The 24,549-nt window shown below is 62.7% G+C and carries 16 protein-coding genes; 7 read left to right on the top strand and 9 right to left on the bottom strand.

Going from position 1 to position 24,549, the window contains the following annotated elements:
• Positions 1 to 77 precede the first annotated feature (77 nt).
• Complete coding sequence (locus CVE23_RS15165; RefSeq protein WP_100849839.1) at positions 78 to 929, top strand: prepilin peptidase; 852 nt, start codon at positions 78 to 80, stop codon at positions 927 to 929.
• Between the two features lie 177 nt (positions 930 to 1,106).
• Here CVE23_RS15165 and ypdK read toward each other — a convergent pair whose 3' ends face one another.
• Positions 1,107 to 1,181, bottom strand: a complete 75-nt coding sequence (gene ypdK / locus CVE23_RS23265) for a membrane protein YpdK (RefSeq protein ID WP_099327210.1) — start codon at positions 1,179 to 1,181, stop codon at positions 1,107 to 1,109.
• 270 nt (positions 1,182 to 1,451) lie between these two features.
• Here ypdK and CVE23_RS15155 point away from each other — a divergent pair, with 270 nt between their 5' ends.
• The 3 genes from CVE23_RS15155 to CVE23_RS15145 all read left to right on the top strand — a co-directional run bounded on the left by CVE23_RS15155 (position 1,452) and on the right by CVE23_RS15145 (position 4,194).
• Positions 1,452 to 1,946 (top strand): YbaK/prolyl-tRNA synthetase associated domain-containing protein, encoded by a 495-nt coding sequence (locus CVE23_RS15155; protein ID WP_038919708.1) that lies wholly within the window; start codon positions 1,452 to 1,454, stop codon positions 1,944 to 1,946.
• Positions 1,947 to 2,265: 319 nt separating this feature from the next.
• Positions 2,266 to 2,838 (top strand): RBBP9/YdeN family alpha/beta hydrolase, encoded by a 573-nt coding sequence (locus tag CVE23_RS15150; RefSeq protein WP_038919706.1) that lies wholly within the window; start codon positions 2,266 to 2,268, stop codon positions 2,836 to 2,838.
• Positions 2,839 to 3,135: 297 nt separating this feature from the next.
• Complete coding sequence (locus CVE23_RS15145) at positions 3,136 to 4,194, top strand: alkene reductase (protein WP_038919704.1); 1,059 nt, start codon at positions 3,136 to 3,138, stop codon at positions 4,192 to 4,194.
• 376 nt (positions 4,195 to 4,570) lie between these two features.
• Here CVE23_RS15145 and CVE23_RS15135 read toward each other — a convergent pair whose 3' ends face one another.
• From CVE23_RS15135 to CVE23_RS15110, 6 genes are all read right to left on the bottom strand, one after another.
• A complete protein-coding gene (locus CVE23_RS15135; RefSeq protein ID WP_022634261.1) occupies positions 4,571 to 4,987 on the bottom strand; it encodes a hotdog fold thioesterase in 417 nt (138 codons plus the stop codon).
• A gap of 23 nt (positions 4,988 to 5,010) precedes the next feature.
• Complete coding sequence (gene dhbA, locus CVE23_RS15130) at positions 5,011 to 5,769, bottom strand: 2,3-dihydro-2,3-dihydroxybenzoate dehydrogenase (protein ID WP_100849838.1); 759 nt, start codon at positions 5,767 to 5,769, stop codon at positions 5,011 to 5,013.
• On the bottom strand, positions 5,766 to 6,641 hold the full coding sequence (locus CVE23_RS15125; protein ID WP_100849837.1) for an isochorismatase family protein: 876 nt from the start codon (positions 6,639 to 6,641) through the stop codon (positions 5,766 to 5,768). The genes dhbA and CVE23_RS15125 overlap by 4 nt, the downstream gene beginning before the upstream one ends.
• 3 nt (positions 6,642 to 6,644) lie before the next feature.
• Positions 6,645 to 8,273, bottom strand: coding sequence for a (2,3-dihydroxybenzoyl)adenylate synthase (locus CVE23_RS15120; RefSeq protein WP_100849836.1), 1,629 nt, complete (start codon positions 8,271 to 8,273; stop codon positions 6,645 to 6,647).
• The gene (locus tag CVE23_RS15115; RefSeq protein WP_038667293.1) at positions 8,270 to 9,457 is read right to left on the bottom strand and encodes an isochorismate synthase; all 1,188 of its coding nucleotides are present in this window, start codon (positions 9,455 to 9,457) and stop codon (positions 8,270 to 8,272) included. Before CVE23_RS15115 ends, CVE23_RS15120 begins: the two co-directional genes overlap by 4 nt.
• A gap of 83 nt (positions 9,458 to 9,540) precedes the next feature.
• Entirely contained in the window at positions 9,541 to 11,748 is a 2,208-nt protein-coding gene (locus CVE23_RS15110; RefSeq protein WP_049853684.1) for a TonB-dependent siderophore receptor, read from the bottom strand.
• 313 nt (positions 11,749 to 12,061) lie between these two features.
• On the opposite strand from CVE23_RS15110, the gene fes reads away from it, so the two are divergent.
• The 3 genes from fes to CVE23_RS15095 all read left to right on the top strand — a co-directional run bounded on the left by fes (position 12,062) and on the right by CVE23_RS15095 (position 22,293).
• Positions 12,062 to 13,369, top strand: a complete 1,308-nt coding sequence (fes, locus tag CVE23_RS15105; protein WP_100849835.1) for an enterochelin esterase — start codon at positions 12,062 to 12,064, stop codon at positions 13,367 to 13,369.
• A 59-nt stretch (positions 13,370 to 13,428) separates the two neighbouring features.
• Positions 13,429 to 13,647, top strand: coding sequence for an MbtH family protein (locus CVE23_RS15100; RefSeq protein ID WP_038667303.1), 219 nt, complete (start codon positions 13,429 to 13,431; stop codon positions 13,645 to 13,647).
• 102 nt (positions 13,648 to 13,749) lie between these two features.
• Positions 13,750 to 22,293, top strand: a complete 8,544-nt coding sequence (locus tag CVE23_RS15095; protein WP_100850482.1) for a non-ribosomal peptide synthetase — start codon at positions 13,750 to 13,752, stop codon at positions 22,291 to 22,293.
• A gap of 380 nt (positions 22,294 to 22,673) precedes the next feature.
• On the opposite strand, the gene CVE23_RS15090 is transcribed toward CVE23_RS15095, so the two are convergent.
• Complete coding sequence (locus tag CVE23_RS15090; protein WP_038919697.1) at positions 22,674 to 23,471, bottom strand: ABC transporter ATP-binding protein; 798 nt, start codon at positions 23,469 to 23,471, stop codon at positions 22,674 to 22,676.
• Positions 23,472 to 23,507: 36 nt separating this feature from the next.
• Entirely contained in the window at positions 23,508 to 24,542 is a 1,035-nt protein-coding gene (gene fepG / locus CVE23_RS15085; protein WP_038919696.1) for an iron-enterobactin ABC transporter permease, read from the bottom strand.
• Between the last annotated feature and the right edge of the window lie 7 nt (positions 24,543 to 24,549).

Here is a 24,549-nt window from a genome sequence, read left to right as displayed (position 1 = left end):
GTGATTCACCGGTCTGGCACGGGCTGGCGTCTTGTGTCAGCATACCAGGCCATCAGGGATCGGGATGGGAGAACAACATGGATCTGATCGCCTTTGCCAGCGCATTTCCGCGTATCTGGCTGACGGCGTTGTTATTGCTGGGGCTGATTACCGGTAGTTTTCTCAACGTGGTGATTCATCGACTGCCGGTGATGCTGGAAAGGCGCTGGCAGCAGGACGCGCGTTTTCAGCTCGGTCAGCCCGTTGGCGCGCCGTCTTCCCGTTATGACCTTTGCTGGCCGCCATCGTCCTGTCCTCATTGTCATCAACGACTGCGTGTGCGCGACAACATTCCGCTGCTGAGCTGGATATGGCTACGCGGGCGCGCCCATTGCTGTGGTGGCGCGATATCCTGGCGCTATCCGCTGATTGAGTTGCTGTCCGGGTTATCGTTTCTGTTGGCCGGGCTGCTTTGGCAGCCGGGGCTGGCGTTGCTGGGGGCGTTGCTGTGTTTTGGCATGCTGCTGACGCTGGCGGCTATCGACGCCCGAACCCAGTTACTGCCGGATGTCATGACCCTCCCGCTGCTATGGGGCGGTTTGCTGTTTAATCTGGCGGATACCTTTGTGCCGCTTGAGCAGGCTGTGGTCGGCGCGATGGCGGGCTATCTGTCGCTGTGGCTGATTTACTGGGCATTTCGTCTGCTGAGCGGGCGTGAAGCGCTGGGGCAGGGGGATTTCAAATTACTGGCCGCGCTGGGCGCCTGGCTGGGCTGGCAGGCGCTGCCGAATCTGGTGTTGATTGCCTCGTTGTCTGGATTGGTGGCGACACTGTTGTGGCGGCGCGTGCGCCGTATCAATATGCAGCAGCCGCTGGCGTTTGGCCCCTGGCTGGCGGTGGGCGGCGCAATCAGTCTGGTGCTGAATGTGCTGGGAGGCTGGAGTCACTGAGCCGTCACCGGTCGTTGCCAGGCGGCGCTGAGCACCGGAAATCCCCATAAAAAAACAGGCTGGCAGAGTGGCGCCAGCCTGTCGTTTGTTCGTCTTTCGTGTGTGCCTGATAATTATTTTTTGTTGTTGCCCCGACAGGAGCCGCCTGTCGAAGTGGATGGTGAAATACCGTCAGGGTTATTCCAGCATCAGTAAAAAAGTGCCTACCCACAAAAACAGAATAAATGAAACTCCCATGAACAAGTACTTCACTGATTTCTCTCCAGCAGTATCACGCCAGCAATGATTCCGATTGTGCGTTTCACCGTTCGGGAACTGCCTGGTTCTGAGCCGTTCCCCCAGCCATCGCTGCCATTTGCAGACAGATGACGGAATCGGCGCTAAATCTACGCTGGGTCAGGGGCGAAATTCAAGAGGAACGGCTTTAAATCCGATGGGGATAGCATTAAAAAGCATTGACGGCACGCTGCCCGCCAGGCGAAAGGCAGCGGTTTGCCGATGTTGAGAACAACGGATCAGATTATGCCGACAAACACCATTTTTGAGCAGTTGTGCCAGCGCCTTGAACAGGAGCGGGCGCGTTATCGGGTCGTGCATCACGACAGCGCCGGGCGCTCGGAGGAGGTGGCGCGGATACGCGGCACCGAACTGGGGCAGGGGGCCAAGGCGCTGGTCTGCCATGTCAAGGGTAATGGCCTGCGCCAGCATGTGCTGGCGGTATTGCCGGCAGACCAACAGGCGGATTTAACCCGTCTGGCGCAGGCGTTGGGCGGCACCCGCGCGTCGCTGGCCAGTCCGGCGGAGGTCGACGCCCTAACGCACTGTGTGTTCGGCGCCATTCCGCCATTCAGTTTTCATGCTGATTTGCTGCTGGTGGCCGACCCGATGCTGTTTACCCGCTTTGATGAACTGGCGTTTAATGCGGGATCGCTGACCTGCTCGGTGATTCTTAATACCGACGATTACCGGCGTATCGCCAGCCCGCGCGAGCTGGCGTTTTCCCGCCTATCCGGGTAGGCCAAAAAGAGACGCCTCAACAGGTGTCTGGTGTAAAAAGCACAATAACTCAGCCGGATAAGCCGGTCAGGCGGCGTACTTGAATGAGGCGTGGCTGCGAAGGGAGAGCGAATGCGGGTCGCGCGACTAGGGGGGGTGGTTAGCGGCACGAATAATTAAGGAACACAGTCTAGGATACAAATCGGGAATCACGTGGTAGGCTGTAAGCCGGTGCTGATATTGTTATCAGATTGTAATGAATAGGGTGTAAGGGACGACGGTAGCACTGATGGTGTCCGTGTCACCCTGGCAGGCAATCAACAGGGAGACACAGAACCTGATGCAGACAACAGAAGTAGACCAGCGTCTGACGGACATCGACCCGCGCCTGATCATGGTGTTGGTGCCGGGGCTGCGCGACAGTGATGAAGAGCACTGGCAGAGCCACTGGGAGCGGCGGTTTCCGTTCTGGCGGCGTATCCGTCAGAAAGAGTGGTATCAGGCGGATCTGGACCGGTGGGTGCTGGCGATTCGCCGCGAACTGGCGGCCTGTGATCGGCCGGCGGTGTTGATTGGTCACAGCTTTGGCGCGCTGGCCGCCTGTCATGTGGTCCAGCAAGGTATGGAAGGTATCGCCGGCGTGATGCTGGTGGCGCCGGCTGAACCCATGCGCTTTGAAATTGAAGATCGTATTCAGGCCGAACGACTGGCGGTGCCCAGTCTGGCGTTCGCCAGCCACAACGACCCGTTAATGACGTTTTCCCGCGCTGAATACTGGGCGCACGCCTGGGGCAGCGATCTGGTTGATGTCGGCGAGGGCGGTCACATTAATGCGGAGTCGGGGTTCGGCAAATGGGAATACGGATTGCAGCGGCTGGCCGCCTTTGCCGGGCAACTCGCGCCGGCAACCTGATATCGCTCCGGCGTGCGGGGACGTAAGCACACGTCTTCGCCGCGTTATAACCGTTTACCCTGTTATAACCGTTTACCGCGTTATAATCATTCACCTCGTTATAACCAATATGCTGCCATTAGCACCGAATGGTCTGGCAGCGCTCTTCACGATGGTGTATATCCCTATTCCTTCTATTTATTACGCTGATGCCACGAATCGTCAGGCGGTGTCACCGTCCGATGCGGACAATGACGCCGTAGCCGTTCGTTGAGTTCAGCCGTTCACTTGTTGGGTGTCAACGAAAAGGAAAAAGCTATGCCAGATTTGTTTGATCCAATCCATATTGGCGCTATCAAGGCAGAAAACCGTATTGTCATGGCGCCGCTGACCCGCATGCGCGCTTTCGACCAGCGGATCCCCAGCGCGTTATCACTGGACTATTACGTTCAGCGCGCCAGCGCCGGGATGATCCTGACTGAGGCTACTGCCGTCACTCCGCAGGGCGTCGGCTATCCCAATACGCCGGGGATCTGGTCGGACGAACAGATCGAGGGCTGGAGCCGCATCAATGCGGCGGTACACGCGGCGGGCGGCAAAATGGTGCTGCAAATGTGGCACGTGGGGCGCATTTCCGACCCTGTTTATCTGGATGGCGACTTGCCGGTGGCGCCCAGCGCCATTGCGGCGGAAGGGCATGTGGCGACCATTCGTCCGTACAAGTCTTATGTGGTGCCGCGAGCGCTGGAAACCGAAGAAGTAGCCGCTATCGTGGAGGATTTTCGCCGGGCGGCGGAAAACGCCAAACGCGCTGGCTTTGACGGCGTGGAAATTCATGCCGCCAACGGTTATCTGTTCGACCAGTTCCTGCATGACGGCTCCAACCTGCGCACCGACCAGTACGGCGGTTCCATCGCTAACCGGGCGCGTTTTCTGTTGGATACGGTGGACGCCGTACTGACCGTGTGGCCGGCGGATCGGGTCGGCGTGCACCTGAATACCATGTCCAACACGCACTCCGTGCAGGATTCCGACCCGCAGGCGCTGTTCGGCTATGTGGCTGAGCAACTGAACGATCGCCAACTGGCGTTCATCTTTGTGCGTGAAGCGCTGGATACGCCGCAGCGCATTCTGCCGCTGATTCGCAAAACGTTCAGCGGCGTGGTGATCGCCAACGATGGTCTGACCCGTGGCGCCGCTGAGCAACTGCTGGCGGACGGCGAGGCGGATGCGGTGTCGTTTGGCCGGGTCTATATTTCCAACCCGGATCTGGTTGAACGCCTGCGTCGCGGCGCGCCGCTCAACGAGCTGAACAGTAATACTATCTATGGACCGGGCGCGGAAGGTTACACCGATTACCCGGCGCTGGCGGAGTAACAAGCAATAGTCCTTAAGTACAGGATAAAGCATTTTTCCGGCGTCAAAAACTGTGCTGAGGTGAACGACTTCGCCGGATGCGCGGCAGGGAAGCCGCGCAAGCCCGTGCCGCGTCTGGAACGCGTCACGGGTGGTCCGAATAGCGAAGTCGAGCACCGAAGGCACCGCGAAGCGGCACAGTTTAGCCCCCAGCCAGAGGTCAAGGAGAGGCGGCGTTTGAGCCTCTTCTTGTCGTGCGTGCGATGAAGCGGCAAAGAAATGACACCGCTTATCCCGCACGAAACTATTCACTGACCGGACAAGCTTCACCATTCATAAAACAACATAGCTGTTTGTCAACAGCCTCAAAGGAGGCCATTGGCCTCCTTTCTTACATTTACGGCTGAATAACGGCCGTGGTCAGCCGGGCGATGCAGCAGCGCCGCTGGCGCTCGTCCACGATCTCTATCTGCCAGACCTGCGTCTGGCGGCCCAGATGCAACGGTTGGCAGATGCCCCGAACCTCGCCCTGCGCTACCGCCCGCAGGTGGCTGGCGTTGATTTCTACGCCGACCACGCTGGCGCCCGGTTCGGTACAGAGCCAGCCCGCCACCGAACCCAGCGATTCCGCCAGCACTACTGAGGCGCCGCCGTGCAGCAGGCCGAACGGTTGCCGGGTGCGGGCGTCCACCGGTAGGGTTGCTTCCAGACTGTTGTCCGTCATGTGGGTAAAGCGGATACCCAGATGGGACACCATGCAGTCATCGCTCATCTGATTGAGCGCCTCCAGTGAGGTGGCGCGTTTCCAGATCATGCTCATTTCTCCATGAAAACCGGTCATGCGCCCAGCGTGGCGCCGCCGTCGATCACCATATCCTGTAGCGTGACGTGGCTGGCGAGATCGGAAGCCAGAAACAGCACCGCATCGGTGATTTCGCGCGGATGGGCGATTTTGCCGAGCGGAATCCCCAGTTTGAACTGCTCGGGAAAACCGGCGATGGTGTGTTGTTCCGAGGCGGGTGAATGCCACAGGCTGCGTTGCATCGGCGTGTCGGTGGAGCCGGGCGACACCAGATTGCAACGCACGCCGTATGGCGCCAGCTCCAGCCCAACGGTCAGGCACAGGCTGCGCAGCGCCGCTTTGGACGCACAATAGGCCGCCATGCCGGCCCGCGGTACATGCGCGGCGTTGGAGCCAATCGAGACAATCGCGCCGCTGCGTTGCCGTTGAAACTGCGGGATCAGCGCCTGAAACAGGTGAAAGGCGCCGCCGGCGTTAACATTCAGGCAATCCTGCCAGTCCTGCTGACTGAGTGCTTCGGTCTGGCCCATGCGCAGGATGCCGGCGCCGTTCACCAGCACATCCAGACGCGGTGTTTGCGCCAGCAGCGTCGCGCAGACATCGGCAACGGTAGCCGCGTTGCTGATATCCAATTCGATGGCGCGAAACGGCGGTTTGTCGGCGGAAAACGCGCGGTCGAATCCGGTGACGGTAGCGCCCGCGTCGGCGAAACGACAGGCAGTGTCATAACCGATGCCGCGCCCGGCGCCGGTCACCCACACCTGTTTGCCGCTGAAATCCAGCGTGACGCTCATGCTTCCTCCCGCTGAGGCTGACTAAGCAGTTGGTGCCAGTGGCGCAACGTGGGGTTTTTCACCAGCGCCACGAAGTCGAGGTCATGTCCCTGCTGACGCCAGCGGGTAACCAGCGACATGATGCGCACCGAATCCAGCCCGTAGTCCAGCAGGTTGTCGTCGTCGCCGATGTCATCGTCGTCATCCAACAGCGGCAGCAGCTCGGCGCGCAAACGCGCCAGGCCGGCATCCGCCTGCGGGGCGAGCGCTTCCAGCAGTTGCCTGCTGGTCAGCACCCGGCCGCAACGCCCGGCGGTGTAACGCAGCGCCATCAGGTGCTCTTCCTGAGAGAAATCCGCCAGCGCGTCGGCGATCATGAACGGTTTGATATCACGCATAAACGCATCGGTGGCGGTGGTCAGGCAACCGATGTGCGCGTATACCCCGCAGATAATCAGCTGATCGCGGCCTGCCGCTTTCAGTCGTTGTTCCAGATCGGAACGGTGGAACGCGCTGTAGCGCCATTTCACCAGCACGGTGTCGTCCGAATCCGGCGTCAGGGCCGCGGCGATTTGCTGTTGATCCGGGTGACGGTTCAGGCCCGGCCCCCACATGTCGTTGAGCAGCGCCCGGTCGGCGTCGCTCTGTTGGTTGGGTTGCGCGGTGTAGAACACCGGAATGCCCTGCTGGCGGCACGCCTGACGGATGAGCGCGACATTGGCGACCAACTGCTCGGTCAGCGGGCTGTTTTCTCCCCAGAAATTGAGGAAATAGTTCTGCATATCGTGAATCAGCAGGGCGGCTCGCGAAGCATCGACCGACCAGTTAACCTTGTTGACCGGCAATTGCTCCACGCCGGGAAGCGGGTAGGCGTTCAGTTTTGGAATAGCCATGGTTTATTCTCCTGCGGCGGCGGCCGCCACGCGCTGTTGCGCCAGCTGGCGTAACCGCTGTTTATCGACTTTGCCCACCGCGGTTTCCGGCAGGGTAGGCAGTTGTTCAAATCGGTCCGGCAGTTTGTAGTCGGCGATGCCCTGTTCGCGCAGATGGCGACGCAGCGCCACCGCTTTGAGCGGTTCGCGGGTGACCAGAAACGCGCAGCTTTTCTCGCCCATCATCGGGTCCGGCACCGCTACCAGTGCGGCGTTGATGACCGCCGGGTGACGCAGCAGCAGGTTCTCGATCTCCTCGGCGGCGATCTTTTCCCCGCCCCGGTTGATCTGATCTTTTTCGCGGCCCACCACCTGCAAATAGCCATCCGCCTGCTGGATCACCAGATCGCCGGAGCAGTAAAAACCGTCATCGTTAAATACCTGGCGGTTGTGCGCCGGGCTGCGGTAGTAACCCCGAAAGGTGTAAGGACCGCGCGTCATCAGTCGGCCGGGTTCGCCGTGCGGCAACGGGTTGCCATCGGCATCGGCCACCCACACTTCGTCATCGTCGCTGATCGGGCAGCCCTGAGTGGTGAAACGGTGGGCATCGTCGTCGTCCAGTCGGGTGTAGTTCACCAGTCCTTCCGCCATGCCGAACACCTGTTGCAGCTGACAGCCCAGTTCCGCCGGCACCCGTCGCGCCAGCGCTTCGCTTAAACGCGCACCGCCGACCTGCAATACCTGCAAGCTTGCCAGCGCGCGGCGATCGCCGGATAACGCCACCGCTTCCAGCCACAGCGTGACGGCGGGCGGCACCAGCGCGGTCAGCGTGATCTGGTGTTGGGCAATCAGCGGGAAACAGCAGCTTGGGCTGGGGTCGCTCGCCAGCACCACCGTGCCGCCGGCGTAAAACACGCCCAGCGCGCCCGGCGAACTGAGCGGATAGTTGTGGGCGGCGGGCAGGGCGCACAGAAAGCGGGTGTGCGCGTCGACCCGACAAATCTCCACGCTGCCGCGAATGCTGTAGTAGTAATCGTTGTGGGTGCGGGGGATCAGCTTCGGCGTGCCGGTACTGCCGCCGGAAAGCTGGAAGAACGCCACCTGATCGGCGGGCGTCGGCGTGGCGGCCAGCAGGTCGCCGTCTTCCAGTAACAGCTGTGACAGCGCCTGCGCTGAGTCGGCATCGCCCCGCAGAATCACCTGCTGCAGCGACGGGCAGCGCCGGCGCAGTTCGTCGATAAAGCTATCGTCGGCAAACAGCGGATGGCTACGATCGGCGATCAACAGCGTCGGGGCTATCTGGTCGGCGTAGGCGCACAGCTCGCTGCGCTGATGGCTGAACAGCGCGTTCACCGGCACGATGCCGGCGCGCAGCAGCGCGAAGTAAGTCAGATAGAATTCGTCGACGTTGCCCAACTGCACCAGCGCGGTCTGTCCCGGTTTGATCCCCCGGCGTTGCAGCGCGCAAGCCAGTTGCGCCACCTGCTGATTCATCTGTCGGTAACTGATGGCGCGCTCGCCGCAGATCAACGCGGTGCCGTCATTGTCGGCGTGTCGGGTCAGGATGTCGCCCAGCGGCACATCCTGCCAGTAACCCCGTTCGCGATAGCGCTGTTCCAGCTCGGGCGGCCAGCGGGTGAATTCAATCATCATGCTGCACACTCCTGATCCTGTCGCAGACCAAATGCGCGCAGCATGGTGCTCAATTTAACGCCGGTTTCGTGCCATTCGGACACCGGTTGAGAATCCGGCACGATGCCCGCGCCGGCAAACAGCCGTACCCGGTTTTGTCGGACTTCGCCGCAGCGAATGGTGACGACCCACTGACCGTTGCCTTCATCGTCGCACCAGCCGACGATGCCGCCGAACAGCCCGCGCGAGAACGGCTCCAGTTGGGCGATGCGATCTCTGGCCGCTTCGAAAGGTACGCCGCACAGCGCCGGCGTGGGGTGCAGCAGGCAGGCGATGGACAGCGCGTTTTCCTGCGGGTCCAGCACGTCGCCCTGAATCCGGGTAGCCAGATGCCACAGCACCGGCGTGCTCAGTAGCTCCGGCGTGTCCGGAATGGTCAGCGTCCGGCAGCGTGAGGCCAATACCCGGCGGATGTCATCGGTCACCAGCCGGTGCTCGTGGCGATCTTTGGCCGACGCCATCAACATGCGGCGCAGGCGCTGGTCTTCCACCGGGTCGTCGCTGCGGCGGGCCGAGCCGGCCAGCGGTTGCGACACAATATGATGGCCCTGCTTGTTCAGCAGCAGTTCCGGGCTGGCTCCCAGCAGCGCGCCCTGTTCCAGCGGCACGTGGAAGTTATAGCTCCACGGGTTCTGGCGGTTGAGTTGCAGCAGCAGGCGAATCGAATCCAGCGGTTGCTCGGTATCGATATCCAGCAGGCGGGACAGCACGATCTTGTTCAGCTCGCCGCTGCGGGTCGCGGCGACCCCGGCGCTGACCATCTGGCAAAACGCATCCTGCTCCGGCACTTCGCGTATCTGACGCACGGTCAGCGGCGACGCGGACGGCGTGTCGTGCTGCAACGTCTCGCGTGCGAACCAATGGGACTGTTGCGGCACGAACAGCCTGGCGGGCTGGCGTTTGTCGAACGGGATGGCGCCAACCAGCAACGGCCGGGCGATACCGTCCTGTCGGGCGCGGGCAAACAGCGTTTTTACCTGTTGCTGAACGTCGCCTTGCAGGTGACCGCCGTCTGCCACTGCCGTCGCCAGAGTGGCGTAACATCCGCGGGCATGCAGGCTGTTGTCGGGGGACAGAAACAGAAAATCATCGTGCTGAAGCGTGCGTGCATCCAGCGATGAAGAGGTGGCTGCGAGCGTTGACACGGGGGTTATCCTTATGTCGTGAGTGAACAAAATGGTGGCGCTCAGGCGTCACCGCAGGGCGGGAAAACCCGCCCTGCCGCGTATTACCAGCTGTAGCTAACCGTGGCGACGACCGTGCGTCCGCTGCCGTAGAAGCAGGCGGTATCGCCGCCGCACGACGCCACATAGCGCTTGTCGGTCAGGTTGTTGACGTTCAACTGCACCGCAGCGCCTTTCAGTTGCGAGGCGAGCGAGCCCAGTTCATAACGCGCCATCGCGTCGTACAGGGTGTAAGCCGGTACCTTGAAGCTCTCCGCGTTATCGCCGTAGGTAGAACCGATATAACGCACGCCGGTGCCCAGCGTGACGCCTTTCAGCGGACCATTCTGGAAGCTGTAGCTGCCCCAGGCGGAAGCGGAATGACGTGGAATGGATGACGGCGTTTTGTTGACCTGGCTGGCGGTGTAACTTTCCTTGGTGACCGCATCGGTATAGGTGTAGGCCGCCATCAGGTTGATTTCCGGCGTCAGTTGCGAGTGAACTTCGGTTTCCACCCCTTTGGATTTCACCTTACCGATCTGCTCGTTGTATTTAGTCACGCTGTTGTACGACGTGATGTTTTTCTGCGTGATATCGAACAGCGATACGGTCAGCAGGGTATTACTGCCCTTGGGCTGGAATTTCACCCCCACTTCCTTCTGCTCACCGGTGGTCGGTTTAAAGGCTGGCGTGCCCGGCGCGCCGGAATCCAGGTTGGGTTCGAACGAGGTGCTGTAGCTGGCGTACGGTGAAATGCCGTTGTCGAAGGCGTACAGCAGACCAGCGCGGCCGGTGAATTTGCTGTCGTTTTGCTGGGTCGTGGTGCTGGTGGTGCGATCCTGCGTACGTATTTCGCTCCAGTCATGACGGCCGGACAGCAGCAGATTCCACTGGTTCCATTCCATCTGGTCTTGCAGATAAACGCCGACCTGATCGAGTTTTTTCTTGTAAGACTGGTTCAGTGCTAACTGACTGTCGCTGACCAGATAAGAACCGCCGTAGTTGGGGTTCGCCCAGTCAAAATTGTACTGGTTGCCGCTGTTGCGCCAGTAGTTGTAATCGCGGTCCTGCCATTTGTAATCCAGTCCGCCCAGCAGGGTATGTTCCACCTCACCGGTTGCCAGTTTGACCTTGATCTGGTTATCCAGCCCCAGTTCATCGGCGTTCAGTTCTTCGCGCACCTGACGGCGGGACAGGGAGGTATCGGAGATTTCCGGGTTACTCCAGGTATAAACCAGATACTTGTAGCGTTCCCGCAACTGGGAATAGCGAAGGTTTTGCTGGAAGGACACGTTGTCATTGAAGGAGTGATCGAAAATATAACCGATGCCGATCTGTTCGCGTTTTGAGCGGTTGTAGTTAGGGTCGCTGACATTCAGGTCCTCTGGAATATAGCCAGCGCTGGCTTCGGTCACGGTGCCGATTTTCGGCAGGAAATTGCGGTAACCGGCCTTCGGATCGTTCTGGTAGCTGGTCAGCAGCGTAAAGCTGGTGTCGCTGTTAGGCAGCCAGGTGATCGCCGGCGCGATGGCGACGCGTTTCTCTTTGTAATCCTTGACGAATTCATCGCGGGTGCTGGCGATGCCGTTGAGGCGATACAGCAGGGTTTTGTCGTCGTTGAGCGCGCCGCCGAAGTCAAACGCCGCTTCGCCCAAATGCTGGTTGCCGGCGCTGAACTGCACCTTGCGGATGGTTTCAGCGGTCGGGCGTTTGCTGGTCATGCTGATCAGCCCGCCGGGGTTAACCTGGCCGTACAGCACCGAGGCCGGGCCGTGCACCAGTTCCACTCGCTCCAGCAACCAGGGGTCGATTTTCCCCAGCGCGGCGCCCTGACCGCTCAGACCGTAGCTCAGGCCGTCGAGGAATTTCGGCGCGTAGCGGAAACCGCGGGCGATCACTTCATCGTTGCGGTTGGAAGAACCACGATAGTTGGTGACTACGCCGCTGGAGTAATTCAGCGCGTCAGAAACAGAGGAAACCGCCTGCGCGTCCATCTGGTCGCGGGTCACGACGGTGACCGCTTGCGGAGTTTTTATCAGCGGCGTGCTGGTTTTGGTGCCGGAGGCGCTTTCTTTCGCCACGATGCCTTTCAGCGGCGCGGTGACGCTTTCACCGGCGTTGGCCGACACAATCATGGTATCGGTGCTGGTGGTGTCGGCCGCCTGCGCGTGCGCCGCCATCAGCAGAGTGGAAGCCAGCACGGCTGGCATCGCCTTTTTATTTCCCTGCCAAGACTTTAATTTTTTTAATTGTTTATTCCTGGTGCTATGCATCAGTTATCCCCTCCTGTGAAAGACCTTATTTTTTGTGTGTTTCAGGCTTTATATTCACCGGTCTTGTCATTCATCCCATTTAATCAATTAATTGACTTTAAATTCATCAGGTTAATTTTTGGTGGCGTGTTTTGTGACCGGAGTATGAGTTTGTTTATCCCGCCAAAAATCGGGAATTGCATCTTATTGCAAATGTAAATGGTTCTCAATATTATTTCTCTTGTCTATAGAATTGTAAATCGTCTAACCAACTCATTAGCTTGGTTAACTAAATGTAAGAAAAACGTAAAGGGGCAGACCCCGGGAGGTTTTGATGCCGGCAGCACAGCCGTCAGGTTTCGCCGCAACACTTTTGTCATCGCCTCAGGCAGGGGAAGAGGTCTGGTGGCAACAGGTTGTCAGGTTGGGAACGCCACTGGTGGAAGTACAGGATGCCGGGCGAGTGCGGGTGACGTTTCTCTGGCGCGATCCGGACGGTGACGAACGCTATTCCGCCATCCGGCGGGTGTATGCCGATATCAACGGCGTGACCGATCACCACAGCACCGATCCGCAGAGTCTGGAACGGTTGCCCGGCACCGATGTCTGGCACTGGTCGATGAGCATCGAGCATGACTGGCGCGGCAGCTATTCCCTGATTCCCATCGTGGCGGCGCAACTGCCGCCGGTGTTTAGCGACGATGAGCAACTGCGTGACGAACAGCAGCGGGAGTGGTGGTGTTCGCTGTTTCCCTGCGCGATCGCCGATCCGCTCAATCCGGGCCAGCCGTGGGGAGAACAACTGTCGGCCGCTCATATGCCGGCGGCGCCGTCGCAGCAGGCCTGGGGCGCGGTGGATAACGGCTCGGCGTTACCGCCGGATGCAGCCTGGCTGACGGTATTTGACTGGAAGAGCGAACAGCTCGACAACCAGCGCCGTATCTGGCTGTACACCACCGGCAGCAACGAAGCGCCGGCCCGGCGGCCGTTGTGCATTGTGCTGGACGGGCAGAAATGGGCGCAGGAGACACCGTTATTTGCCGCGCTGGACGCGGAAACCGCACAGGGCAATCTGCCGCCTGCCGTCTGGCTGTTTATTGACGCCATTGACGGGGAAACCCGCTGCCGGGAACTGCCGTGCGATGCCACCTTCTGGCAGGCGGTGCAGGATGAATTATTGCCGCAGGCGGCGCGACTGGCGCCGTTCAGCGACGACCCGGACCGCACAGTGGTGTCCGGGCAGAGCTACGGCGGACTGGCGGCGCTGTACGCCGGTCTGCACTGGCCGCAGCGCTTCGGCCGCGTATTGACCCAGTCCGGCTCTTTCTGGTGGCCGAATCTGCAATTCATCACCGATTTTGACCTGCGCGACACGCTGGAACCCGGCGTGCTGGTCACGCAGGTAGGGCAGGGCGGACGGACGGCGTCGCCGCTGGTGATTTTTCAGGAAGCCGGGCGGCGCGAAGCCGATATCGCCTTCGTCAACCAACAGATGCATGACGCGCTGACGGCGGCGGGGCATCGGGTTCACCAGCGCGTGTATGCCGGCGGGCATGACACCCTGTGCTGGCGCGGCGGGTTGATTGACGGCTTCCGTTGGTTGCTGAGCGACGCGGGCTTACCGGCGGCGTCCCGGGATTAAGTATGCATGCTGCCGGCGTCTGACGGACGGCGGCGGCTCAATAACACGAGGTAATAACAATGAGTCAGGAACAACTTAATCCGTTTGACGATGATCGTCTGGCGTTTCTGGTACTGGTCAACGAACAGCAGCAATACAGCCTGTGGCCGGAGTTTGCTGCGGTGCCGGCAGGGTGGCGCGCGGTATACGGGCCGCAGTCCCGTGAGGCGTGCATCGCCTATACCGAAACCCACTGGCAAGACATGCGCCCGGCCAGTCTGCGGACCACTGAAGCCTAACCGGCGTTCACCAGTCAGGAATGTTTCCGTTGACGGAGTAAGGAAAACAACGTGTCAGAGCTATTCAACGAAGCTGAATCATCCAGCGAATCAGAGCTATCCATCGCATCAGAACGACCCAACGAGTTAACGCCGGCGCATCAGGCGGATTCTCTGGAACTGCCGCTGGTAGCGGCCCAACCCGGTATCTGGATGGCCGATCAAATCGCCAGCCAGCCGAATGCCTTTGCCGTGGCGCATGCGCTGGAGCTGTGCGGCCCGGTCGATCCGGTTCGCCTGTCGGCGGCCATCCGTCAGGGGCTGGCGGAGGCGGATACGGTACAGGCTCGTTTTGGCCTGAACGATCTCGGCGAGCCGGTGCAGTGGCTGCCGTCCGCACCGGATGCCGCAGGCATCCGCGAACCGGAATCGCTGGATTTCAGCGATCCGGCGCAAGGCGAACAGGCGGCCTGGGCGCTGATGCGTGCGGATCTGGCGGCGCCGCTGCCGGCCGATGGCGGGCAACCGCTGTATCGTCAGGCGATAATGCGGGTGTCGGCGCAGCCGGAGCGGTGGTTCTGGTATCAGCGTTTTCATCACCTGATGCTGGACGGTTTCAGTTTTGACGCCCTGACCCGACGGATTGTGGAGATTTATAACGCCCTCAGCGCCGGCGAAACGCCGGCGAATTCGCCGTTTACGTCGTTTGCCGACGTGGTGACGGAATATCAGGCGTGGGAGCGTTCGCCCGCCTGCCGGCAGGCGGCGGCATTCTGGCGCGAGCATGCCAGCGATTTGCCGGCGCCGGTGTCGCTGGCGGCGGACGTTTGCGCCCCGGCGCCGGCGGAAACCCGTACCCTGCATCAGCGGGTGACGTTGCCGGTCGCGCCCTTTGTCGCGCTGGCGGAGCAACGGTTCGGCGCTAAGGTGCAACCGGCTGAGATCGCCATGGCGGCGCTGGCGGTATACCTCTACCGCATGAGCGGCGAATCGCGGCTGTCCGTCGGTTTTCCGTTCATGCGGCGTATGGGGTCGGCGGCGCTGTGTGCCTGCGGGCCGGTGGTCAACGTGTTGCCGCTGCAACTGACGCTACAGCCGGATATGACGTTGATTTCCGCCACTCAGACGCTGCTGGCGGAAATCAGGGCGGTGCGGCGTCATCAGCGTTACGAAGCGGAGCAGTTACGACGGGATCTCGGTCTGGTCGGCGGCAGCGAAGGGCTGTACGGGCCGGTGATGAACTTCAAGGTCTACAACGCCGGGCTGACGCTGGGAAACACGCCGGTAACGACGCACGTACTGGCGATGGGACCGGTAGACGATTTGGAATTTACCCTCGGCGTGCAGGATGGCGAACTGCAACTGGAACTGGTCGCCAACCCGGCGCGTTACGACGGCCCGTCGCTGCAGGGGCACGCGCAGCGTTTACAGCATCTGTTGGCGCAACTGGTGCAGCAGCCGGATCGGGCTATCGGCGCGCTGTCCCTGCTCAGCGACAGCGAATGGCGGCATATCGACGGATGGGGCAGCGGCCCGCATCTGACCATACCGGCGACGCTGCGTTCGGTGCTGGATTGTCTGCAACAGCAGGTGCGGCAGCAGCCTGATGCGCTGGCCGTTGCCTGCGGCCGCGACCATCTCAGCTACCGCGAGCTGTCGGCGCGGGTGATGCAACTGGCGCGCAAGCTGAGGGCGCAAGGGATCGGCGCGGGGGATGTGGTGGCGATCGGCGTGCCACGCTCGGTGTCGTCGGTCGTGGCGATTTTCGGGGTGCTGACCAGCGGCGCCGCCTACATGCCGCTGGATCTGGATTATCCGCGTGAACGTCTGGCGCTGATGTGCGACGACGCGCGTCCGGCTTTGTTGCTGACCCACAGCGCCGTGCGCGCGCAGATGCCGGAACTGCCGCAGGTGCTGTGTCTGGACGACGCCGCCTTGCGGGCCGAGTGCGCCCGGTTGCCCGCACACCTGGTGACGGACGCGGAGCGGTGCGAGCCGCTGTGCGGCGAACATCTGGCCTACATGATTTATACCTCCGGCTCCACCGGAAAGCCGAAAGGGGTGATGAGCACCCACGCCGGCTTGCTCAACCTGATGATGTCCCATTCGAGCTTCCTGTTCGGCCCGGCGATAGCGCGTTTCTCACAGCAGCACGGCCGCCGCCTGCGCGCCGGACACACCGCGTCATTCTCCTTTGACTCCTCGTGGGAACCGCTGTTTTGCATGATGATGGGCAGCGAACTGCACATTTTCGACGAGGAACTGCGTAAAGACGCCTGGGCGCTGGTGCAGCATCTTAATCAGACGCCTATCGACCTGATGGACATCACGCCGTCGTTCTTCACCCAGATGATCGACAGCGGCCTGCTGGAGGCGGATAACCACCAGCCCGCATTCATCATGATCGGCGGCGAAGCGGCCACGCCGCGGCTGTGGCAACTGATGCGTCAGCATCCGCAGATGGAAATTCATAACTACTACGGGCCGTCGGAATACACCATCGATACCCTGGGCGCGCGGGTCACGGTGGCGGATCAGCCGGTTATCGGTCAGCCGGTCGCCAACACCCGGGTTTGGCTGCTGGACAACCAACTGCGCCCGGTGCCGGTAGGCATGCCCGGTGAACTGTACATCGCCGGGCCGGGGCTGGCGCGCGGCTATCTGCGCCGTCCGGATCTCACCGCCACGCGCTTTGTCGCCTGTCCGTTTATACCGGGCGCGGTGATGTACCGCTCTGGCGATCTGATGCGCTGGCGTCATGACGGTCAGCTGGCGTTTATCGGCCGTGTTGACCACCAAATCAAGGTACGTGGCTTCCGCGTGGAGCTGGGTGAAGTGGAAAACGCGCTGGTGGCGCTGGCCGACGTCAGCACCGCGGTGGTCATCGCCGAACCGCTTGGCGCGACGTACCGGTTGATTGGTTATTGCTCGGTGCCGGACGACGCCATCCGCGAACAACCGGATGTTGCCGCTCGCCTGTTGGCGCAGTTGGCGGAGCAACTGCCGGATTACATGATCCCGGCGGTGCTGATGGTGATGGCGGAACTGCCGCTGACCGTCAACGGCAAGATTGACCGTCAGGCGTTGCCGAAGCCGCAGCAGGCCGCCGCGGTGGCCGGGCGCGAACCGGCCACCGAACAGGAACGGCTGATTTGCCAGTCCATCGCCAGCCTGCTGAAGCTGGACAGCGTTAGCGCGGAGGCGGATTTCTTCGCGTTGGGCGGTGACAGCATTTCCGCTATGGGATTGGGCACGCTGTTGCGTCGCGCCGGCTGGCAACTGCGGCCGAAGGTGATTTTTGCCGAACGCACGCCGGCGCGTATGGCGCAGGCGATGCAGCCGCTGGCGGCCGTTTCTGCGCCGGCGCGCACGGTACGGCATGGCGTGGTGGACGGCCTGCCGATTGTGCACAGCTTCGCCCGACTGGCGGGTATCGAGAGTCAGTTTGCCCACGGCGTGTTCCTGTCGGTGCCCGACGCGCTGCAACCGGCGCACCTGACACAGGCGCTGACGGCGCTGGCGCAGGCGCATCCGGCGTTGAGCGCGCTGACCCGCGACGGGCAACTGGTGATTGACGCGTCTTCGCCGGCGGCCGTGTCGGTACACAGCGAAACGCTGGCGGCGCAGGAGCCGGTTGACGCGGCGGCCGAACGGGCGTTTGAGACGGCGGTGGCGCGTCTCGACCCGGCGGCGGGCCGGATGATGCAGGCGGTACTGCTGCAACGCGGCGACCGCGCCTGCGGGCTGGTGCTGGTTGTCCACCACTTGGTGGTGGACGGCGTATCGTGGCGCGTACTGTTGCCGGAATTGCGTCAGGCGGCCGAGGCGGCGATGGTCGGTCAACCGGCCGTGTTGCCTGCCGAAGAGTGTTCGTTGGTCGACTGGTCCGCCAGCCTGAAAGCGCAGGCGACGGCGCGGCGCGCCGAATTGCCGTTCTGGCAATCCGCGCTGACGGCGTCGCTGCCGCGGCTGGGGCAGCGACGTCTCGATCCGTCGCGCGATCAGGAACAGAGCCGACAGCTGGCGCGCCGGGTACTGGACGCCGGGTTGACCCATGCGGTGCTGACGACCCTGCCGGAACGCTATCAGGCACGGGTGGACGAGATCCTGCTGGGCGCGCTGATGCTGGCCTGCCATCGTCATTTCGGCGTACAGCCGCTGCGGCTGGCGCTGGAATCCCACGGACGTATCGATACCACGGATGGTCTGGATCTCGGACGTACGGTTGGCTGGCTGACCGCCGAGTACCCGGTGTGTATTGACGCGCCGGCGGAGCAGGCCGCCACGCCCTGGGCCATCCTGCGGTCGGTGAAGGGCGCGCTGCGGGCGGTGCCGGATCGCGGCGTCGGTTATGGCGTGCTGCGTTATCTGGATGAGCAAAGCGCCGGGGAACTGGCGACGCTGGAAGACAACGCGCCGGAGATCCTGTTCAACTATCTGGGACGGTTTGAGGCGGGCGAAGGACCCTGGTCGCCGCGCCGCAGCGACCGCTATTTCCGCGATGCCTTTGCCGTGGCGCAGGCTCCAGAGATGCCGCTCAGCCATCCGCTGGACATCAATATTTTCGTCGATGAAGGTGAACAGCCGCAATTGGCCATCCACTGGGGATGGGCGCAAGGGGTGTTCGAGGCGGATGATATCGAGGCGCTGCATCAGGGCATGACGCAGGCGATCGATGAGTGGCGGGAACTGGCGGGCTATCCGCCGTTGTCGGATACGCTGGTGTCCGCCGAAGTGGCGCAGGCCAGCGTAAACGACGCGGCGCTGGAACGTTTGCGTCAGCACTACGGGCCGCTGGCGGCGGTGCTGCCGGTGCTGCCGTTGCAGCAAGGGCTGCTGTTTCACGCTCAACTGGCGGACGCCGCCGGCAGTTATAACTCGCTGACCCGATTGTCGCTGCGCGGCCCGCTGTCGGTCGCGCAATTGAGTCAGGCGCTGGAGGCGGTGGTGCGTCATCATCCGCAGCTGGCGGCGCGCTTCGATACCGAACAGGCGTCAGCGCCGTTGCAGGTGTTGCCGATACTGCGTGACGACCATTGTTACTGGCCGCTGGATCACCAGACTTTGCCCGCGATGCCGGCAGACGAGGAAGCCGATGCATTGCTGGCGCTGGAAAAAGCTGAACTGGCGCGCGATTTGTTCCACCAGCCTTCGTCAATGCTGCACGCCTTGCTGGTCAGCCACGCGGACGGGGAACGGCACACGCTGTTTCTTAACGCTCATCACCTGGTGGTGGATGGCTGGTCGACCCCGGTGTGTCTGCGCGATCTGTTCACCGCGCTGTATCAGGGCAGTAGCGCGTTGACGCCGCACGCGGTGCCGTATGCGGACATTATCCGCCAGTTGGCGGCCCGCGACGCACAGGCATCGCGTCAACGCTGGCGCTCCGTGCTGGCAGGCGCGCGCCCGACGCTGCTGTTTGGCGACGGTCCGCATCACGGCGACGTCCGCGAGCTGGAACTGCTGCCGGGGCCGCAACTGGAACAGGGGCTGCTGTCGCTGTGCAAACAGCATGGTCTGACGCTCAACAGCGTGATGCAGGGCATCTGGGGGATGCTGCTCAGCACCGGCAGCGGCGCGGACGATGTGCTGTTCGGCTCGCCGGTGTCCGGTCGGTTCGGTCAGATTGACGGCATCAACCAGCAGGTCGGGCTGTTCAGCAATACGCTGCCGGTACGGGTGCGGCTGGATGCGTCGCGGGCGCTGTTGCCGCAGCTGGCCGAACTACAGGCGCAGCAAATCCAGCTGATTGAGCACGACGATGTGGGGCTGGGGGAAATCCAGCAACTGGCCGGCACCGGTACGCTATTCGACACCCTGCTGGTGGTGGAGAACTACCCGGATGGCGATGAGCTGAGTCAGGCGGGGCAAGCGTTGCGCTGCGAGTCGGTCAACAATCGGGGTTACACCCACTATCCGCTGACGCTGCTGGTGCTGCCCGGCAAACGGCTGCGGTTGCTGATGGAATACCGCGACAGCGTGGCGCAGCCGCAGCGGCTGGCGCAGCGCCTGTTGCTGCTGCTGGAACAGCTGGTGGCCGTGCCGGAGCGCCCATTGTCGGCCTGGAACCTGCAACTGCCCGAGGAACAGGCGCTGCTGGCGGCGGTCAACCGCACCGAACAGCCGGTGCCGCCGGGCACATTACATCAGGCGCTGGCGGCGCAGGCGCAACGCACGCCGGATTGCATCGCGCTGGTGGATTGCCAGCATCAGTTGACTTACCGTCAGGTACAACGGCAGACCCGCTTGCTGGCCGACAGGCTGATCGACGCCGGCGTGCGGCCCGGCGACATCGTGGCGGTGGCGCTGCCGCGCTCGGTGCGCCTCAGCCTGGCGCTGTACGCCATTCTGGAAACCGGCGCCGCCTGGCTGCCGCTGGATACCGGCTACCCGGATGAACGACTGGCGCTGATGGTGGAGGACGCGCAACCCCGGTTGATGATCACCGAAAGCAGCCTGCAGCCGCGCTTCGCCGAGCTGGCCGAGTTATTGCTGCTGGATACGCTGGCGGATGAACGCCAGTCGCCGCGTCACCCGTCGCCGCAGGTTGCGGAACAGCAGGCGGCTTACGTGATTTACACCTCCGGCTCCACCGGTCGCCCGAAAGGGGTGGTGGTCGGCCATCAGGCCATCGTCAATCGCTTGTGGTGGATGCAGCATCAGTACCCGTTACAGGCGGATGACGTGGTGCTGCAGAAAACGCCGTGCAGTTTCGATGTCTCGGTGTGGGAGTTCTTCTGGCCGCTGATGGTCGGCGCCCGGTTGGTGATGGCGCCGCCGGATGCGCACCGCGACCCGGATGCGCTGGTGCAGTTGATCAACGACTATGCGGTGACCACCCTGCACTTCGTGCCTTCCATGCTGGCAGCCTGGGTGAGCGCGCTGGAGACGCGCCCGCGGGCGGAGATCGGCTGCGGCAGCCTGCGGCGGGTATTCTGCAGCGGCGAGGCGTTGTCGCGCGAACTGGCGCTGAATTATCAGTCGCTCATCGCGGCATCGCTGCATAACCTGTACGGCCCGACCGAAGCGGCGGTGGACGTCACCTGGCAACCGGCGTCCGGCGAGGCGTTGGAGCGCTGTCAGTTGCCGGGCATTCCCATCGGTCTGCCGGTGTGGAACACCCAACTGCGCATTCTGGACGGTGCGCTGCGACCGGTGCCGGTTGGCGTACCGGGCGATCTGTATCTGTGCGGCATTCAACTGGCGCAGGGATATCTGCGTCGGCCGGATCTGACCGCCAGCCGCTTTGTGGCGGACCCGTTCGCCACCGGCGAGCGGATGTACCGCACCGGCGACATCGCGCGCTGGCTGGAAGACGGCACGGTGGACTATCTCGGCCGCAGCGACGATCAGTTGAAAATCCGCGGGCAGCGCATCGAACTGGGCGAAATCGAGCAGGTGCTGCTGGCGCAGCCCGGCGTGGCGCAGGCGGTGGTCGGCGCGCGCGAGCTGGGCGGAAAACAGACCCGCCTGCACGGCGCCGATGCCCGGCAACTGGTGGCCTGGCTGGTGCCGCAGGCGGGGACAACGCTGGATATCGCCTCATTACAACAGGCGCTATCGCAGCAACTGCCCGCGCACATGGTGCCGGTGAGTTACGTGCTGATGACGTCATTCCCGCTCAGCGCCAACGGCAAGCTGGATCGCAAGGCGCTGCCGGCGCCTGCCGGGCAGCAGGCCGCTGGGCGCGCGCCGCAGACGGACGTCGAACGGGCGATCGCCGCGTTGTTTATCGAATTGCTGGCGTGCGAGACGGTATCGGCACAGGACGATTTCTTCGCGCTGGGCGGTCATTCGTTGCTGGCGATGCGGCTGGCGGCCGAGATTCGCCGTCAGTTGCAGCGTTCGCTGACGGTCGGGCAGATCATGGCGGCGCGCAGCGTAGCCAGCATCGCCGCGCTGGTGGAGGGCGACACCGACAGCAGTCAGGACGGCAACGGCGAAACCCTGCCGCTGCGTTCCGGTCGAGGACCGGCGTTGTTCTGTCTGCATCCGGCGTCGGGCTTTGCCTGGCAGTATGCGGGACTGCTGCGTTATCTGGACGGGGATTACCCGATCGTCGGGCTGCAATCGCCGCGGCCTGACGGGGTGATCGCCCGTTGCGAATCGGTCGACGAGATGTGCGATCGCCATCTGGCGGCCATCCGGTGCCTTCAGCCGCAGGGGCCGTATTTCCTGCTGGGCTATTCGCTGGGCGGTACGCTGGCGCATGGTATCGCGGCGCGATTGCAACAGGCGGGCGAAACGGTGTCGTTCCTCGGTCTGCTGGATACCTATCCGCCGGAAGGGCAGGACTGGGCCGCGCCGGACGAGGCCGATGCCCGCGAGGAAGTGGCGCGCGAACAGGCCGGTTTTATGGCCGACACGCAGTCTGAGGACGATCCGCAACTGCGGGCGGAGCGGGCGGCGATGTTCGGCAACATTGTCGCCAACTATCAGGATGCGGTGCGGCTGTTGTCATCGGCCCGGTCATCCCGTTACGCAGGCGACGCTACGTTGTTTGTGGCGACCCGCACGCTGCCGGCTGATATGGATGTTGATGCCACCTGGGCGCCGTATGTGAGCACGCTGACGCAGTATCCTCAGCTTTGCGAGCACGCGGACATCCTGTCGCCGGCGTCGCTGGAAAACCTGGGGCCGTTGCTGAATAGGCTGCTGCGCAGGTAATCGGGATATTGGCCGACAATAGTCGGCTATGGAGGCTGTAGACAACCATCTTAATCGTCAGCAATGGGTTTTTCTGGCGTAAAAAACTGTGCCGAGGTGTTCGTCTTCGCCGGGTGAGCCGCATGGACGCGGCGAAAGCCCGTGCCGCGTCTGGAACGCGTCACGGGCGGCCCGAACAGCGAAGGCGAACGCCGAGGGGACCGCGCCAGCGGTACAGTTTAGCCATCAGCCAGAGGTCAAGGAGAGGCGGCGTTGAGCCTCTCCTTGTCGTGCGTGCGATGATGTTGCAAAGGGATAACGGATGTCATCAAGCACGAAACCTCTCGCAACTCCAACATAAATCACCAATAACAAAACAACAGCGCTGTTTGTCAACAGCGTCAAGGCGCCGGGTGATGGCGGCCGCAGGGGACGATCAGCGGGGTGTGGGAGACTGGATCGTCGATGATGACGCAGGCCATGCCGAACACCTCCTGCACCAGTTCGGCGGTGATGATATCGGCGGGCGTGCCCTGGGCCATCACGGCGCCGGCGCGCATCACGATCAGGTGGTCGGCGTAGCGGCAGGCCTGATTGAGGTCGTGCAGTACCGCCACCAGCGTGCGGTCATGTTGCTGATTTAGTTCACGGAACAGGTCCAGCAGGTCGATTTGATGGGCGATATCCAGCCAAGTGGTGGGTTCGTCCAGCAACAACAACGGCGTTTGCTGCGCCAGCACCATGGCGATCCAGACTCGCTGGCGCTGCCCGCCGGAGAGCTCGTCCACGCTGCGCTCCGCCAGTTCGCTAACGTTGGTGGCTGCCATCGCCTGTTCCACCGCCGTCTGGTCCGCGTCGCTCCACTGGCGCAGCAGCGTCTGGTGCGGGTAGCGTCCGCGCGCCACCAGATCCATCACCGTGATGTTGTCCGGCACGATGGCGTGCTGCGGCAATAGCCCCAGTTGCCGGGCCAGCGTTTTGGTGGGAATGCGGTGGATACTGGTGCCGTCCAGCAATACATCGCCCGCCATCGGTTTCAGCAGGCGGCACAGCGCGCGCAGCAGGGTGGATTTGCCGCAGGCGTTGGGGCCGATGATCACGCTGAATTTACCGGCCGGGATCGCCACGCTCAGATCCCGGGCGATGATTTTGTTGTCGTAGCCCAGCGTCAACTGCTCGGCGCGCAAAAGGTGTGTCATCAGAATCACTCTTTACAGACAAATTAACGTTGCTGATTACCGGCGTGATTCGCGGATCAGCAGCCAGATCAGATACAACCCGCCGATGCTGACCGTCACCGAACCCACCGGCAACTGTCGGCCGGTAAACAGATGCTGGGCGACGATATCGGCCGTCAGCAACAGCAGGCCGCCCACCAGCGCGGCGGCGCATAACGGCACCGTGCTGGCGCGGGTCAGACGGCGCGCAATCTGCGGCGCCGCCAGCGCGATAAAGGAAATCGGTCCGGCGCTGGCGGTCACCACCGCAATCAGCACGATGCCGCACAGCATCAGCCACAACCGGCTGGCCTCCGCGTTGACGCCCAACGCCCGGGCGCTGTCGTCGCCCATTTCCAACAGTTGCAGACGCCGGGCCAGCAGCAGCGTCGCCAGCAGCGTCAGCGGAATCAGCAGCAGCGCAGGCGCGGCTTTACTCCAGGTCATGCCGTTCAGTGAACCGGCGCCCCACAGCGCGGCGGTCATCACCGTTTCCAGCGCGCCGGTGATCATCAGCCAGGTGTTGAACGCCGACAGTATCGCGCTGACCGCGATGCCGACGATGATCAGCCGAAATCCGCTGATTCCCCGTCGCCATGCCAGCAAATAGACCGCCAGCGCCGTCGCCAGGCCGCCCAATACCGCGCCGCCGGCAATCTGGTAGTAGCTGCCGTGCAACAGGATGATGGTGACCAGCGCCCCGGTATGGGCGCCGGTGTTGAAACCGACGACGTCCGGGCTGCCCAGCGGGTTACGGGTCAGCGACTGAAAAATGGCGCCGCTGACGCCCAGCCCGGCGCCGAGCAGCAGCGCCATCACCGCGCGCGGGGCGCGCCACTGAGTCACGACGGTGACGGTGCTGGCCTCGCCGTGGCCGGCCAGCGCCTGCCATACGGTGGGCGCCGACAGCGGCAGGGTGCCGAGGCTGACGGCCAGCGTCAGCAGCGCCGCGCCGCCCAGCAGCAGCGACAGATTGATCCACAGCGCGCGCAGCGGCAGCCGGCCGCTAATCAAGCCGGCAGGCGCGCGCAGAAACAGGGTTCGGGTAGACATGGCGTGG

The sequence above is a fragment of the Dickeya fangzhongdai genome (assembly GCF_002812485.1).
Taxonomy (GTDB): domain Bacteria; phylum Pseudomonadota; class Gammaproteobacteria; order Enterobacterales; family Enterobacteriaceae; genus Dickeya; species Dickeya fangzhongdai.
The sequence above is the reverse complement of the archived record's forward strand: the minus strand, read 5'-3'. Positions and strand labels throughout refer to the sequence as shown.

Bases quoted from the DNA above. Each gene is read 5' to 3' on its own strand.
- CVE23_RS15100 (WP_038667303.1), top strand. From the start codon at position 13,429: ATGAGTCAGGAACAACTTAATCCGTTTGACGATGATCGTCTGGCGTTT.
- dhbA (WP_100849838.1), bottom strand. From the start codon at position 5,769: ATGAGCGTCACGCTGGATTTCAGCGGCAAACAGGTGTGGGTGACCGGC.
- CVE23_RS15135 (WP_022634261.1), bottom strand. From the start codon at position 4,987: ATGATCTGGAAACGCGCCACCTCACTGGAGGCGCTCAATCAGATGAGC.
- CVE23_RS15150 (WP_038919706.1), top strand. From the start codon at position 2,266: ATGCAGACAACAGAAGTAGACCAGCGTCTGACGGACATCGACCCGCGC.
- CVE23_RS15110 (WP_049853684.1), bottom strand. From the start codon at position 11,748: ATGCATAGCACCAGGAATAAACAATTAAAAAAATTAAAGTCTTGGCAG.
- CVE23_RS15155 (WP_038919708.1), top strand. From the start codon at position 1,452: ATGCCGACAAACACCATTTTTGAGCAGTTGTGCCAGCGCCTTGAACAG.
- fepG (WP_038919696.1), bottom strand. From the start codon at position 24,542: ATGTCTACCCGAACCCTGTTTCTGCGCGCGCCTGCCGGCTTGATTAGC.
- CVE23_RS15145 (WP_038919704.1), top strand. From the start codon at position 3,136: ATGCCAGATTTGTTTGATCCAATCCATATTGGCGCTATCAAGGCAGAA.
- CVE23_RS15165 (WP_100849839.1), top strand. From the start codon at position 78: ATGGATCTGATCGCCTTTGCCAGCGCATTTCCGCGTATCTGGCTGACG.
- fes (WP_100849835.1), top strand. From the start codon at position 12,062: ATGCCGGCAGCACAGCCGTCAGGTTTCGCCGCAACACTTTTGTCATCG.
- CVE23_RS15120 (WP_100849836.1), bottom strand. From the start codon at position 8,273: ATGATGATTGAATTCACCCGCTGGCCGCCCGAGCTGGAACAGCGCTAT.
- CVE23_RS15090 (WP_038919697.1), bottom strand. From the start codon at position 23,471: ATGACACACCTTTTGCGCGCCGAGCAGTTGACGCTGGGCTACGACAAC.
- CVE23_RS15125 (WP_100849837.1), bottom strand. From the start codon at position 6,641: ATGGCTATTCCAAAACTGAACGCCTACCCGCTTCCCGGCGTGGAGCAA.